The sequence below is a fragment of the Pseudomonas sp. LBUM1664 genome (assembly GCF_059695895.1).
Genome location: NZ_CP166791.1, coordinates 865,451 through 880,229, shown reverse-complemented (window position 1 = coordinate 880,229; position 14,779 = coordinate 865,451). Strand labels below are relative to the sequence as shown.

General features: G+C 62.5%; 12 protein-coding genes. 6 read left to right on the top strand and 6 right to left on the bottom strand.

All coding sequences use genetic code 11. The features are described from left to right. The first annotated feature begins 23 nt into the window (after positions 1-23). Together ACA047_RS04065 and ACA047_RS04060 are read left to right on the top strand one after the other, a co-directional pair. Complete coding sequence (locus ACA047_RS04065) at positions 24-686, top strand: DUF7847 domain-containing protein (RefSeq protein WP_497356905.1); 663 nt, start codon at positions 24-26, stop codon at positions 684-686. A gap of 88 nt (positions 687-774) precedes the next feature. Further along, positions 775-1,854 carry an endonuclease/exonuclease/phosphatase family protein gene (locus ACA047_RS04060; RefSeq protein WP_497356903.1) on the top strand — a complete coding sequence of 360 codons (1,080 nt, stop codon included), beginning with the start codon at positions 775-777 and terminating at the stop codon, positions 1,852-1,854. Between the two features lie 153 nt (positions 1,855-2,007). Here ACA047_RS04060 and hrpB read toward each other — a convergent pair whose 3' ends face one another. Continuing rightward, a complete protein-coding gene (gene hrpB / locus ACA047_RS04055) occupies positions 2,008-4,524 on the bottom strand; it encodes an ATP-dependent helicase HrpB (RefSeq protein WP_497356901.1) in 2,517 nt (838 codons plus the stop codon). Positions 4,525-4,619: 95 nt separating this feature from the next. Between hrpB and pmcY the strand changes: the two genes are divergently transcribed. Both pmcY and ACA047_RS04045 read left to right on the top strand, forming a co-directional pair. Then, positions 4,620-5,039, top strand: a complete 420-nt coding sequence (pmcY, locus tag ACA047_RS04050) for a periplasmic Zn2+ metallochaperone PmcY (protein WP_497356899.1) — start codon at positions 4,620-4,622, stop codon at positions 5,037-5,039. Positions 5,040-5,067: 28 nt separating this feature from the next. Further along, on the top strand, positions 5,068-5,964 hold the full coding sequence (locus ACA047_RS04045) for a cation diffusion facilitator family transporter (protein ID WP_497356897.1): 897 nt from the start codon (positions 5,068-5,070) through the stop codon (positions 5,962-5,964). A gap of 66 nt (positions 5,965-6,030) precedes the next feature. Here the strand turns inward: ACA047_RS04045 and ACA047_RS04040 are convergent, their stop codons facing one another. Next, positions 6,031-7,014 (bottom strand): DUF6515 family protein, encoded by a 984-nt coding sequence (locus ACA047_RS04040; RefSeq protein WP_497356895.1) that lies wholly within the window; start codon positions 7,012-7,014, stop codon positions 6,031-6,033. A 417-nt stretch (positions 7,015-7,431) separates the two neighbouring features. Between ACA047_RS04040 and ACA047_RS04035 the strand changes: the two genes are divergently transcribed. Together ACA047_RS04035 and ACA047_RS04030 are read left to right on the top strand one after the other, a co-directional pair. Beyond that, positions 7,432-7,911 carry an Lrp/AsnC family transcriptional regulator gene (locus ACA047_RS04035; RefSeq protein ID WP_025215622.1) on the top strand — a complete coding sequence of 160 codons (480 nt, stop codon included), beginning with the start codon at positions 7,432-7,434 and terminating at the stop codon, positions 7,909-7,911. 101 nt (positions 7,912-8,012) lie between these two features. After that, positions 8,013-8,222, top strand: coding sequence for a DUF2788 domain-containing protein (locus tag ACA047_RS04030; RefSeq protein WP_007937369.1), 210 nt, complete (start codon positions 8,013-8,015; stop codon positions 8,220-8,222). On the opposite strand, the gene ACA047_RS04025 is transcribed toward ACA047_RS04030, so the two are convergent. The 4 genes from ACA047_RS04025 to ACA047_RS04010 all read right to left on the bottom strand — a co-directional run bounded on the left by ACA047_RS04025 (position 8,217) and on the right by ACA047_RS04010 (position 14,717). Next, entirely contained in the window at positions 8,217-8,783 is a 567-nt protein-coding gene (locus ACA047_RS04025) for a pseudouridine synthase (RefSeq protein WP_497360214.1), read from the bottom strand. The two genes, ACA047_RS04030 and ACA047_RS04025, sit on opposite strands and share 6 nt — an antisense overlap. A 148-nt stretch (positions 8,784-8,931) precedes the next feature. Then, entirely contained in the window at positions 8,932-10,431 is a 1,500-nt protein-coding gene (amn, locus tag ACA047_RS04020; protein WP_497356893.1) for an AMP nucleosidase, read from the bottom strand. Positions 10,432-10,608: 177 nt separating this feature from the next. After that, the gene (locus ACA047_RS04015; protein ID WP_497356891.1) at positions 10,609-12,258 is read right to left on the bottom strand and encodes an acyl-CoA dehydrogenase family protein; all 1,650 of its coding nucleotides are present in this window, start codon (positions 12,256-12,258) and stop codon (positions 10,609-10,611) included. A gap of 74 nt (positions 12,259-12,332) precedes the next feature. After that, complete coding sequence (locus ACA047_RS04010) at positions 12,333-14,717, bottom strand: 7TM diverse intracellular signaling domain-containing protein (protein ID WP_497356889.1); 2,385 nt, start codon at positions 14,715-14,717, stop codon at positions 12,333-12,335. Between the last annotated feature and the right edge of the window lie 62 nt (positions 14,718-14,779).

The following is a 14,779-nucleotide window of genomic DNA, read 5'->3' as shown; positions in this document are numbered from 1 at the left end:
CTTTGTAAGTGCGATACCGACTCATGAATCCGTTTGACGTGCTGCGCGACTCTTTGTATTTCTTCAAGCGCCATCTGGGCCGGATCGCCCAGTTGTGCCTGCCGCTGGTGATACTCGAGGCCATGCTGCAACAAGGGCTGGACAGCGCCGTCGGCCCCGAAGGCTTTCCCGGCTATAGCGTGATCCTCGGGCTGCTGCTGTATCCGCTGTACACGGGCGCGTTGATCCTGTTCCTCGATGCCCGCAGTCGCGGTGAGTCGCCGCGCGCCCGTGACCTTCTCGCAACGGCCCTCACCCTGTGGCCGCGCTTTGCCTTGCTGACCGCCCTCAATACGCTGCTGATTCTGGTCGGCATTTCGCTCTATCTCCTGCCGGGCCTGTGGTTGATGGTCACCCTGGCCTTCAGCGAATACCTGTTGGTGCTGAGGGGCCTGGCACCACTGGCAGCGATGAAGGAAAGCCTGCACCTGACCCGCGGCAATTTCTGGCGGATCCTGTTGTGCATTCTCTGTGTGATGGGCCCGCTGTGGCTGCTCAAGGGCGCCAGCCTGTCGGTGTACCCGTCCCCTCAGAACCCTTTGATCAGCTTGCTGATCGACAGCACTCAGAGCTTCCTGCAATTGTTCACCAGCGTGGTGCTGTTCCGGATGTTCATGCTGATTGCAGAAAAGCCTGACAATCGCTGACGACACTGCGACGACGCTGGGCATGGGCTTGAGAACCGCTCTCGGTTATGCTCGGGATCACTTTCGCGTATCGCCCATAAGCCGAGCCATGACCCGTCTATTGCGCTACACCCTGCTGAGCCTGTTGTTGATCCTCAGCCTGGCCGCCCTGTCGGTCTACGGCCTGACCTGGCGCCCACATCCCCGGGAAGCCTTGCCGGTCAGTTGTGCCGCCAATGCCGCGCCACTGATGCCCGGCCAGGCCTTGAAGGTGATGACCTGGAACGTCCAGTTCCTGGCCGGCAAGCGCTACGTGTTCTGGCACGACCTGGCCCAGGGCGACGACGAAAAACCGACCCTGGAAGACATGGCCTTCAGCCTCGACGAAGTGGCACGGGTCATTCGCGACGAACAACCGGATATCGTGTTACTTCAGGAACTGGACAATGGCGCCAAGGCCAGCGACTACCAGAACCAGCTCAAACTGTTGCAGGAGCGGGTGGCCGACCTGTACCCGTGCAACACCAGCGCCTTCGACTGGAAAGCCGATTTCGTGCCCGACCCACACATCTTTGGCAGCGTCGGTCGTCAACTGGCCACGCTGAGCCGCTACCGCATCGACCACGCCGAACGGGTGCAACTGCCGGTGGCCGAGGCGAACTTCATCAGCCGGCAGTTCCAACCGAAAAATGCCTTGTTGGTGAGTTACCTGCCGCTGATCGACGGTGGCCAGTTGGCGGTGCTCAACACCCATCTGGAGCGGGCCACACAGCCCGATGAAACCGCGCAGAACCAAGTGGCCGCCGTGACCAAGGCCTTGGATAAACTCGAATCCGCAGGCACGCCATGGCTGATTGGGGGGGACTTCAACCTGCTACCCTTGGGCCAGTACCGGCGCTTGCCTTCCGAGCAGCGCACGCCCTATTCCGCCGACAGCCCTCTGCACCTGCTGTGGGATAAATACCCGATGATCCCCACCAACAACGAGGCCAGCGGCATTGACCGCGAGCACTGGCTGACTCACTACCCGAACGACCCCGGCCTCAATGGCCCCGACCGTACCGTCGACTACCTGTTCTACAGCCCTCGGATCAAGCGGGTCGAAGCCCAGGTGCGGCAGGACGATACCTTGCGTATCTCCGACCACTTGCCGGTGATTGCGCGGTTTCTGTTGCCGGCTGCGCCGTGATTTGAACCCACGCTCGCCTCAGGACCAATGTGGGAGCGGGCTTGCTCGCGAAAGCAGTCTTTCAGTCAGCACAGATACTGAATGTGCCGACGCTTTCGCGAGCAAGCCCGCTCCCACAGGGGGGGTGTGTTTGATCCAAAATCTGTGCTCAGGTCACTTACGCGGCTTGACCCGCGCCGTCGCCTCCGCCACCAGTGGATCGTCCGGCCAGTAATGCTTGGGATAACGCCCCTTGAGGTCTTTCTTCACCTCGACATAGGTGCTGCGCCAAAAGTTCGCCAAATCCTGGGTCACTTGCACCGGCCGTCGTGCCGGTGACAGCAAGTGCAACTTGACCGCCTGCCGGCCGCCCGCGATACGCGGGGTGTCTGCCAGGCCGAACAGCTCCTGCAAGCGCACCGCAAGAATCGGTGGATGCTCGCTGTAGTCCAGTCGAATCGATGAGCCCGAAGGCACGCTCAAATGATGGGGCGCCAGTTCATCCAGGCGTTGCGGCAAGGGCCAGGGCAACAGGTTGTGAACAATGCTCGACAAGTCCAGGTTGGCGAAGTGACTGAGGCGCGACACCCGCCCCAGATACGGCATCAACCAGTGCTCGAGTTTGCCTAGCAACGCCCCATCGCTGACATCTGGCCATTCGCTCTCACCCTTGGCGTCCAGATCAAGCCGACGCAGCAGCGCCACCCGTGCTTGCCATTGCCGCAACTCCGGGGTCCAGGGCAGCAGCTCCAGGCCTTTGCGCCGTACCAGGGTTACCAGCGCCTGGCTGCGGGCCGACTCATCAAGGCCGGTCAACGGCTCGCGGCTGAGTACCAGTTCACCGACTTTGCGCTGACGCTCGGCCCGCAGCACGCCTTCACGCTCGTCCCAATCCAGTTGATCCACGGTGCGCACCTGTTCGGCCAGCACCGACTCGAACAGCACCGGGTCGAAATCCGTCGCCAGGTAGATCCGCTCTTCCCGCTGGCCCTGGCGGCTGCCCAGGTCGGCGATCACCAGCCACGGCTGTTTCATCAAGCTGTCGGCCTCGGCAAACAACGCCGCACGACCGTTGGCCAGACGATATTCCGCCCCGCCGGGCCGCCGCTGTTGCGCAACGCGATCTGGATAGGCCAGGGCCAGCAGCGCACCGAGCCAGCGCGGATGCTCGGGATCGGCGACGGCTTTTTCGGCCTTGCCCCGCAGGTAACCGCGATATTGCCGGGCCAGTTGCCGCGCCCGCTGCACGCCGCCCTGAGCGCCGCGCGCCGCCCGCTCTTCGCCGGACAGCACCACAAGACGACTGTGCAGGTCCGCGCCGGCGCCCCTGAGGATGTCTCGCTCGCCCAACAGCGCCGCGACGTTGCACGCCATGTCCGCCAACCCCAGCGTCTGACCGCGCAACAGCAAATGAGCGATACGCGGGTGGGCGGGCAGTTCGGCCATCGCCTGGCCGTGGCGGGTCAGTTGCTCGCCGTCCAGCGCGCCCAGGCGCTGCAGCAGATCTTGCGCCTGTGCATACGCGGCGGCTGGCGGGATGTCGAGCCAGACCAATTGCTGCGGCGTCACACCCCAGCGCCCCAGTTGCAGGGCCAACCCGGCCAGGTCCGCCGACAGAATTTCCGCGCTGCCATAAGCGGCCAGTTGTTCGTGCTGATCTTCGGACCACAACCGGTAACACACCCCCGGCTCCAGCCGTCCGGCCCGGCCGGCCCGCTGCGTGGCGCTGGCGCGGGAAATGCGCTGGGTGTCGAGACGGGTCATGCCGCTGCCCGGATCGAAACGCGGCACCCGGGCCAGACCGGCATCGATCACCACCCGTACGCCGTTGATGGTCAGGCTGGTTTCAGCGATGTTGGTGGCCAGCACCACTTTGCGCTGGCCGGGTGGCGCGGGGTCGATGGCGGCGCGCTGCGCCGCAAGGTCCAGTTCACCATGCAGCGGACACAGCAGCACGTTGCCACCCTCGCCCAAGGCATCGGCCAGCTGCTGATGGACACGACGGATCTCCGCTTGCCCGGGCAAGAACACCAGCACACTGCCGGTTTCGTCATGCAGTGCTTCCAGCACGGTCTGTACCAGTCGCGGCTCGATGAATTCGCCGGGCTGGAATGGACGGCCCCAACGCACGGTCACCGGGAACATGCGCCCTTCGCTGCGCAAAATCGGCGCATCGTCCAGCAACCCGGCCAGACGCTCGCCTTCCAGGGTGGCGGACATCAACAGGATCTTCAGCGGCTGCTCTTCGCGAAACAGCTCTCGACCATTGAGGCTCAACGCCAGGGCCAGGTCGGCATCGAGGCTGCGCTCGTGAAATTCGTCGAAAATCAGCAACCCCACGCCCTCCAGCGCCGGATCGTCCTGCAAGCGGCGGGTGAGGATACCTTCTGTGACTACTTCAATACGGGTCTTGGGCCCCACCTTACTGTCGAGGCGAATCCGATAGCCGACGGTTTCGCCAACCTTTTCCCCCAGCTCACTGGCCAGCCGTTCGGCCGCTGCCCGCGCCGCCAGACGCCTGGGTTCGAGCATCAGGATGGTCTGCCCGGCCAGCCAGGGCTCATTCAACAGGGCCAAGGGAACGCGGGTGGTTTTACCGGCACCGGGCGGTGCTTCGAGCACGGCTTCGTGGCGCAACACCAAGGCTTGACGCAGGGCGGGTAAAACTTCATCAATCGGCAAAGAAATCATGCTGGCTCCAAAACAGAGGGCCGAGTATAACGGCGAACTGTTTAGCGTGGTCTGGACTCCAACCCGCAACACATTTACCTGCTCAGGAGATTGCTATGCGTATTCCCTTTCGCGTGATCGGCGGCGTTCTGGTCGCCACCCTGCTGACCCAGGTCAGCGCCTGTGGCTCGATCTTCTATCCGGACCGTCGCGGCCAGATCGATGGCAAGATCGACCCGGCCATTGCCGCGCTCGACGCCGTCGGCCTGCTGTTCTACATCATCCCCGGTTTGATTGCGTTCGCCGTGGACTTCGCCACCGGTGCGATTTATTTCGAACCGGGCAAGACGGCCCAGATCGCACCGGAAAAACTCAAACCGGCCATCAATGCCGACGGCAGCGTCGATAACCACAAGCTGCAAGCGATCCTGGAAAGCGAACTGGGCCGCAGCTTCCCGCTGGACGACCCACGGCTGATCCAGCATAAGGGCAGTGCGCAGCAATTGGCCGCCCTGGGTCTCAAACCCTCCGCGTAACAGGCGCCACAGAAGGAACGACCGCGTCATGACCACCAGCACCGAACACGCTCGCCTGCTACGCTTGGCCACCCGCGCTTCGGTGGCTGTGGCACTCATCCTGGTGGTGGCCAAGGCGCTGGCCTGGTGGCTGAGCGGGTCGGTGAGCATGCTCGCCGGCCTCACCGACTCGGCGCTGGACGGCGTGACTTCGCTGCTCAATCTGCTGGCGGTGCATTACGCCTTGCGCCCCGCCGACGATGACCATCGCTACGGTCATGGCAAGGCTGAATCCCTGGCCGGCATGGCCCAGGCGCTGTTTATCGGTGGCAGTGCCGTGTTGATCGCGTTGCAGGCGTTCGAGCGGCTCAAACACCCGGTCCCGGTGGACGCTCCCTGGCTCAGCGTCGGCGTGATTGTATTTTCCCTGGGGCTGACGCTGGCACTGCTGGCGTTGCAACATCGGGTCATCCGCGCCACCGGCTCCAACGCCGTACGCGCCGACTCGCTGCACTATCGCTCCGACCTGTTCCTCAACGCCAGCATCCTGGTCGCCCTGGTACTGGCCGGGTTCGGCTGGTCTCAACTCGATGCCTGGTTCGGTCTGGGCATCGCCGCGTACATCCTATGGAGCGCCATCCAGATCGCCCGGGAAAGCTTCGCGGTGCTGATGGATGAGGAGCTGCCGCCCGACGTCAGCCAGCACATGCTGGCATTGGCCTGCGCCGTACCCGGCGTACTGGGCGCGCATGACCTGCGCACGCGCATCTCTGGCAACCACTGGTTCGTGCAACTGCACCTGGAATTGCCCGGGGAACTGACCCTGTCGGTGGCCCACGGCATCAGTGACCAAGCGGCCGACGCCATCCATAGCGCCTATCCGAAGGCTGAAGTGCTGGTCCACGCGGACCCGTCGGAAGTGGTCAAAGGCGCCAGTCAAACATAGAACCTGTGGCGAGGGATTTATTCCCTCGCCACAGGAGCAGGTGTCAACCCGACTCGCTACCAAGCCTCAGTAATTCACCTGATACCCACGACTACTCAGGCAACTACCCTGGACCTGGCGATAGGTCTGCACCACTTCCTCTGCCGGCCGGTAAGTGACGTTGCGTGGATCGAAACCGCTCTTCTGCACCGCCCAGAGATAACACTCGTAGCCGTCCTGATTGATCTGCTCGGGGGACTGGCCGTTAGCCGGGTAGGCCACTACGTCGTAGCCATTACCTTGGGGTTGAGGTTGCGGATTGGCCACCGGCGTCGGGACCACGACGTATTCCTGAGTGTTGGCTTCGTAGGTGTAATAGGCGCCTGCGGCGAGGAAAAACAGTGCGCTGCCGACCCATACTTCCCGGGCGTAATCGGGCAGATAACGGGTCCGGATGCCCGGCGGCGGCTGCACCACGACGTAGCGCGGCCCCTGAGGGCGATACCAGTAGCCGCCCGAGAAGAAATAGTCACTGCCGCGATAAGGCACACGATAGTTGCGATCCGGGAAACGGTCGATCACGTACCCCGGGCGATATTGCGGCCCAGGCCCCCAACCGTTGCCATGACCGTCCGGCCGACCGGGCCAGCGCTGATGGCCAGGGCGTGGCCCGCCGTTCGGATAACCCTCGTTGCGGCGTGGGATATCGCGGTTATAGCCAGGTTGCGGTTCGCGGGTCTGGCTCACGCTGTCAGGCCGGCCTTGGATCGGCAGGTGATTGCCAGGTTGCTGCTGCGGCGGGCGACCGTGGCCGTTGGGGTCTTGCGGCCCCCGGTTATTGGGCTGACCGCCCTGACGCTGGGCGCCGGGTTCAAACTGCCGGCTGTTGTCGCCGCGAATGATTTCCTTGCCTTGGGGCCGGGGCTGTCCTGGCTGTCCTGGCTGCCCTCGCCCCTCCTCACCACGACCGCCTTCCGGGCCACGATATTGCTGATCGTCGGCGACTCCCTGCGCACTGACACTCGCACACAACAGACCAACACCTGCCAAACGCCAGATGCGCGACTTCATCTTATTCCTCACCACAGTTCAGGACCTGATAACTAAGACTGGAAAAGCCCAGGCCGGTTCTGCAACAGATTATCAGTCACGGGGTTTATTTCGCAGGCATTAAAAAAGGGAGACCCGTCGGCCTCCCTTTGAGAACTTCGTCCGTGCGCGACGCTTTTGACGTCGGCTCACCTCACGCCGTCTTCTGGACAGTGTGCAGCTCGGGGGTCTGCCAGACACCGGTGGGTGCTGCGACCGCAGCCGGCCTGATCGGGCGGGCTGCACTGGACTGTTTTGTCCGAGCAGTGATCTTGGTAATAAGCATAAGCCTGAGGCGCCGACAGATAATTGCTAAGATTGCTCGAATAAACACCACTTGCGCAATTTTTAACCCTGGATGGATAATCCACCGCAATTATCAAGATAAAGGCCCGACCGATGAGCAAACTCGACCGTTACGACCTGAGCATTCTGGCGGAATTGCAGCGCGACGCGCGCATCTCCAACCAGGAACTGGCCGAACGCATCGGCCTGTCGCCCTCGCCCTGCTCGCGGCGGGTAAAGCAGTTGGAGGACGATGGCTACATCACCCGCCAGGTCGCCCTGCTCGACCGTAAAATGCTGGGCCTGAGCCTGACGGCCTACGTGCTGATCGGCATGGACCGCCATACGCCCGAGCGCTTCGAAAATTTCGAAGCCGCCATCCGCAACTTGCCACAAGTGTTGGAATGCAGCCTGGTGACCGGCATGGACGCGGACTATCAGCTCAAAGTGGTGGTGCCGGACATGGACCACTACCAGAAACTGCTGCTGGGGCACCTGACCCGGATCGATGGCGTCACCAGCGTGCGCTCCAGTTTTGTGCTGAACCAGGTGCTTAACAGCACCGAGCTGCCGTTGACTCATCTGCGTAGCTGAGGAATGACTGCGACACACCGCCGCACGTCGATCCTCCAGCGCCACCCCATGCCGTATACTCGCCCCGCCTTTTTTAACCCCACCCACGCCGGAGTGTCTCGATGGATCCTGCCGTTTTCGAAGAATGGATGATGACCGGCCTGGTCAGCATCCTGATCATTTTCATGGGTTTCATCGTCTGGGATCTGGCGAAGAAGTCCAAGGCCGGGCGCTTCGGTTCGTTCATTCTGTTTTTCGTACTGGGACTCGGCGTGGCGGCGTTTGTCATCAAGAGCGTGGTGATCGGCCTGATCGAGTCCGGGACGTTATAAGCGCGCCGGCACTTCTTTCCACTGGCCCTGATCAAGCCCTTCGATCGTCCAGTCGCCGATCCTGACCCGCACCAGGCGCAGTGTCGGCAAACCCACCGCGGCAGTCATGCGTCGCACCTGGCGGTTACGCCCTTCGCGTATCACCAACTCCAGCCAGCTCGTGGGCACGCTTTTACGAAAGCGCACCGGCGGGTTGCGCGGCCACAATTGCGGTTCGTCCAACTGTCGCGCCTGGGCTGGCAAGGTCATGCCGTCGTTCAGCTCCACGCCATCACGCAAACGCTGTAACTGTTCGGCACTCGGCTCGCCTTCCACCTGCACCCAATAAGTCTTGGCCAATTTGTGCCTGGGGTCGGCAATGCGCGCCTGCAATTGCCCGTCGTTGGTGAGCAACAACAAGCCTTCGCTGTCGCGATCCAGCCTTCCGGCCGGGTAAATGCCAGGTACGTCGATAAAATCCTTGAGCGTGGCCCGCCCTTCTGCGTCGCTGAATTGCGTCAGCACATCGAAGGGTTTGTTGAACACAATCAGCTTCGGCTCGGCCGGCGGGGCCTTGGCCACACGGCGCGGGGCGCAAGCTTGCGGCTTCGGGCCAGGGCGGCGGGAAGCGGGGCGTGGAGGACGGGGCATGGCGAACAACATCTAACGGTCAGGGCCGACCATGCTAGTGGCCCGACCGTTAAATAACCACTGCCCCGTCAATACGACATCAGCGAAACGGCGGCTCGTCGAAGCTGCGCAGTTTGCGCGAGTGCAACGAGTTGAGTTCATTACGCAACAGATCCAGCGCCGCGATACCGATTTTCAGGTGCTGGTTGACCGCGCGTTCATAGAACGCGTTGGCCGAACCCGGCAGCTTGATCTCACTGTGCAGCGGTTTGTCCGAAACACAAAGCAACGTGCCATACGGCACCCGCAGGCGATAACCCTGGGCGGCGATGGTGCCGCTTTCCATGTCCACCGCCACGGCGCGGGACAGGTTGATCAACGGACGTTCCTGGGCCCAGCGCAATTCCCAGTTGCGATCGTCGTAGGTCAGCACGGTGCCGGTGCGCAGGCGCTTTTTCAGCTCATCGCCCTTTTCGCCGGTGATGTTCGCCGCCGCCTGCTGAAGCGCCATCTGCACTTCGGCCAGGGCCGGAATCGGAATATTCGGCGGCACCACACGGTCGAGGATGCCATCACGACGCATGTAGGCGTGGGCCAGCACGTAGTCGCCGATGGTCTGGGACTGCCGCAGCCCGCCGCAGTGACCGATCATCAGCCAGCAATGCGGCCGCAGCACGGCCAGGTGATCGGTGATGTTCTTGGCGTTGGACGGGCCGACACCGATGTTCACCAGGGTCACGCCATGGCCATCGCTGGCCTGCAGGTGATAGGCCGGCATCTGGTAGCGGTGCCAGACCACGCCCGCGGCGATGGCCGACGCTTCGCCATGATCCATGTTCTTGTCGATGATCACGTTGCCCGGCAGGACCATGCGCACAAAACGCGGGTCGCTGCGCAACTGCTCCAGGCCATGGACGATGAACTGGTCCACATAGCGGTGATAGTTGGTCAGCAGGATCCACGGCTGCACATGGCGCCAATCGCTACCGGTGTAATGCACGAGCCGGCGCAGGGAAAAGTCCACACGGGCGGCATCAAACAGCGCCAGGGGCAGCGGGTCGGTGTTTTCCCAGTCATAGAGACCGTCGGCGATGCCATCGGTGGCGGCCGACAGGTCGGTGCTGGGGAACACCCGCGCCAGCACCGCGGCGGTTACACCGGAGCCGGCCAGCTCATCGCCCTGCTCCACCACGTACGGGTACGGGATATTTTGCTCGCTGACACCCACTTCCACGGTGACGGTAAAGTCATGCATCAACGGGACAAGCTGTTCCAGCAGGTATTTACGAAACGCGGCAGGATGGGTGACGGTAACGCTGTAAGTGCCCGGCAACTGGACCTTGGCATAAGCGCGCGTGGTTTGCGGAACCTCGCCATGGCACTGGTAAGTCAGGCGCAGCGCGGGATAGCGAAACACCGCACGTTGCTCGGCATCCGGCTCGATGCGGTCCTTGAGATAACGCTTGAGCGCCTGGTTCAGCGCGGTGGTCGCACGCTCGTGCAGGGCAGCCAGCCGGTCCACGGCTTGCTCGGCGGTTTGAACGACAATAAACGCTTCGGTCACGATCAGCTTCCTGTGTTCTGACTTGCAGGCCTTCATCTTGCCTGCATCGTCGTCCGACGGGAACAGTGGCGTATTGGGCGCTCTCGATCATTCACCGATAACTCCTGTGGGAGCGAGCCTGCTCGCGATTGGCGGAGCGTCAGTCAGTACATGTATTGAATGTGCCGACGCCATCGCGAGCAGGCTCGCTCCCACAAGGGGTTCGCGGTCCTCCTAGAACCCTTGAGGTGTGGAGCGCGCGACGATGGCCTCTACATTCAAGCCTCTCGGCAAGGCGCCATATGCCCGGCCTCCCGAACCAAGGCGGCTGGCGATAAAGGCATCGCTGATGTCGCTGTTGCCCGCCTCGAGCAACAGCTTGGCTTGCAGGCCGACGGCGATGTTTTCAGTCAATTGTCGGGCGCGGTATTGGATGTCATCGGTGTCTTTGAACGCTTCGTGCAGTTGATCGATGTGAGCAGCCAGCCGCTTGTCGCCGTGGCCATCCCCCAGTTCGGTAAACAACACTTCCAGGACGCCGGGTTCCTTGGACAGGGCCCGCAACACATCCAGGCACTGCACGTTGCCGGAGCCTTCCCAGGTCGAATTGACCGGCGCTTCCCGGTACAGCCGGGGCAGGATGCTGTCTTCCACGTAGCCTGCACCGCCCATGCATTCGGCGGCCTCGTTGATCATCGCCGGGGCGCGTTTGCAGATCCAATACTTGCCCACCGCTGTCACCAACCGCGCAAATTTAGCCTCGCGCTCGTCACTCAAGTGGTCCAACGCCCGGCCCATGCGCAGGCTCAGGGCCAGGGCGGCTTCGCTTTCCAGCGCCAGGTCGGCGAGCACGTTTTGCATCAGCGGCTGCTCGCTCAACAACTTGCCGCCGACCCTGCGGTGCGCGCAGTGGTGACTGGCCTGGGTCAGGGCCTGGCGCATCAGGGCGCTGGAGCCGACCATGCAATCGAAACGTGTCATGGCAACCATCTCGATGATCGTCGGCACACCGCGCCCCTCTTCACCGACCATCCAGGCCAAGGCGCCCCGGAACTCGACTTCGCTGGAAGCATTGGAGCAGTTACCCAGCTTGTTTTTCAGCCGCTGGATGTAGAACTGATTGCGGGTATCGTCCGGACGATGGCGCGGCAGCAAGAAGCAGGTCAGGCCCTTGTCGGTATGAGCCAGGGTCAGAAATGCATCGCACATCGGCGCCGAACAGAACCACTTGTGCCCCACCAATTCATAAGCCTGGCCCGGGCCGCCGGCGCCCACTGGGTAAGCCTTGGTGGTGTTGGCCCGCACATCGGTGCCGCCCTGTTTTTCGGTCATCGCCATGCCGAGGGTGACGCCAGCCTTGTGGGCCATGCCGACATTTCGCGGATCGTACTCGGTGGCGAGCACCTTCGGCAGCCAGCGCTCGGCCAGGTCTGGTTGCACGCGTAGCGCCGGAACGCTGGCGAAGGTCATGGTCATCGGGCAGCCGGTGCCGGCTTCGGCCTGACTGTGAAGATAAGTCATCGAGGCACGCGCGACGTGGGCGCCGGGTTGCGGCTGGGCCCACGGCAGGCTGGGCAGGCCATGTTCGACGGCGGTGCGCATCAACTGGTGATAAGCGGGGTGGAATTCCACCAGATCGATGCGATGACCGTAACGGTCGTGGCTGGAAAATACCGGCTTGTTCTGATTGGCCAGAAACCCCGCCTCCATCAGCGGCCCGCCGGCCAACGCACCATACGCGTCGATCCGAGCCTGCGCCCAACCCGCGCCGAAACGCTGCGACCACTGCTGCAGCGGCAGGTCAATGCGGTACAGGTTGGCGCCGTCCAGGGACGGCGGCTGATTGGTGACCTCATGGGTTTCGGCGAACTGATGCAGGTTCATGACGGGGCTCCTCAGCCGGCCAGCAGAGGTTCAGTTAAGCACCGCCCTCAGGCCGAACAAAGTGTCATATGCGCCTAAATGTCGGCGCTTTCACCCTGCCCCGGACAAAGCACCCGTCGCTGCAGAGCCGCCTGCAATGCCTCGAATTTCACCGGTTTGCTCAGGTAATCGATCAAGGTGCCGGATGGGCAGCACTCCTGGCCCACGCTCGGGCTGACCACCAGCACCGGCAAATCCTCACAGCCCGACATCGCGCGGATCTGACAGCAGACCGATACGCCGTCCAGCGGCGGCAACTGACAATCGAGCAGCACCGCGTCAAAGCTCTCGCCCTGCAACAAATCGAGCGCCGCGCGACCGCTGTCGGCGGTGCGCACTCGATAACCGAGCTTGAGCAACATGCCGCGCATCACCAATTGATCGATGCTGTTGTCATCCGCCAATAGCACCGTGCAATCCTGAGGCAGGCGCGAACCCTGACGTTCACTGAAAGAAGATGGTGCAGAGGCGGCCGCTGGCAAGGCAACTTCAAACTCGACGTCCAACTGAAAACGACTGCCGCGACCGGGCTCGGAGGTGTGAGTCAGACGCCCGCCCAACAGCTCCACCAATTGCCGGCAGATCGCCAGGCCCACGCCGAGGCCGCCGTACTCGCGGGTCATTGAGCCGTCGAGCTGGAAGAAACGCTGGTACAGGGTCGCTTCCCCAAGGTCGGTGAAACCGATGCCGGTGTCGATCACAGCGAAGGACAGTACCGACCGATCGAACTCCGACGGCCTGCCGCTGACGCGCAACGCAAGCCCCCCAACCCGGGTGAACTTGATGGCGTTGTCCAGCAGGCACTCCAGGCATTGGGCCAGCTTGCCGCTGTCGCCGAGCAAACGGTCCGCCAGGCCAGGGGCCACCTCGACCTTGAAATCCAGCCCCTTGGCCGCGGCATTGGCACCGAACTGCACCCGCAAGGCATCGACCACCCCACGCAGGCTGAACGGCGCCGAATAGACCTTGAGCTTGCCGGCCTGCAATTCGGTGAGGGTGAGGATGCCGTTGACCATGCGCATCATGTCCCGCGCAGAACCGGCGGCAGTTTGTTGATATTGGGTCAGCTCCTCGTCCATTTCGACGGTTTCCATCAACTCCAGAGAACCAATCACCCCATTCATCGGCGTCCGCAGTTCATGGGTCAGGGTGGCGAGGAATTCGTCCTTGAGCTTGTTGCTGTGGGCCAGTTGCTGGTTGAGCACTTCGAGTTTCTGCCCGGCGTCGAACAGGGTCTGCGCCTGCTGCTCGCGCATGGCATTGATCCGGTCGGCCAGGGCCAGGGACAACAGCGCCACTTCGATGGCAGAGCCGATCTGGCTGGCGTACATGGTCAGGAATATGTTCGGCAGATAACCGAGCACCATCATGGTGTTGACGATGCCCCCCAGCAGAAACGCCGACCAGGCAATAATGAAATACCGCGCTACCCGCAGACCGCGCCACCAGGCAAACAGCCCGGCGGCGAAGATCACCACTGTGAACACCAGCGCCAGGGCCGTCGCCAGGCGCAGCGCCAGGGCGTAGCTGGTCATCAGCGACAGGCCCACCACCACCGCGCTGTAGGCGATCAGCGCCAGCAGCAGCCGATCAAGCCAGCGGCTGTGTTGGGCGGTTTGCAGGAAGCTGCGGGCGAACTGGCTGCCAAACAGGCCCGCACACCCGATGAAGAACGGCGTCGCGGCATTGGCCCACCAAGGGTTGTCCGGCCAGAAATATTCCACGGCCGCGCCGTTGACCGACAGCTGATACAAGCCGAACGAAGCGATATAAAAGATGTAATAGAGGTAACTGGTGTCCCGTACGCTCAGGTAAATGAACAGGTTGTAGACCACCATCCCCAGCAGCACGCCATAAATGATACCCAGCACGTACAAGCGCACCGGTTGCTGTTCGAGATAAGCGGTACTCGACCACAGCGTCAGCGGTGCCTGGATCGAACCCTGGCTTTGCAGGCGCAGGTACACGGTCTGCTGTTGATCGGGCTTGAAGTCCAGGCTGAACAGGTAGTTGTTCTGGCGAATTTCACGGCTGACGAACGGCAATGCATCACCCGTCTGGCGAACCAGGCGATACGCCCCTGCGGCATCCGGTAGATATAGATCGAGGTGGTCCAGCGGCGGATACGCCAGCTCCAGCAGCCAGGTGCGCTGGGCGTTCGGATTGCCGGGGCGGTAATGCAGGTCAATTTTCAGCCAGAACGCCGATCGCGAGTAACCGGCGTTCAGCGTGGCTTTGTCATGGGGTTTGAAGTCACCCGCCGCAGCGTAGCCCAAGACATCCTCGATGGACGCCGTGCCGTTCGCATCTTCGAACACGTGCAGGGCATGGCCCAAGGGCAGGCTTCGGGTGGTCTCATCGAACTCGACGGCGCTTGCCAAAGGGGACAAGCACAGTAGCAATATCAGCAAATAGCGCATTCAAGCCCCAGCGTGGCCTATCCGGTTGAGTCAGGAAGCCCCCCATTCCCTGAGTAGACGTA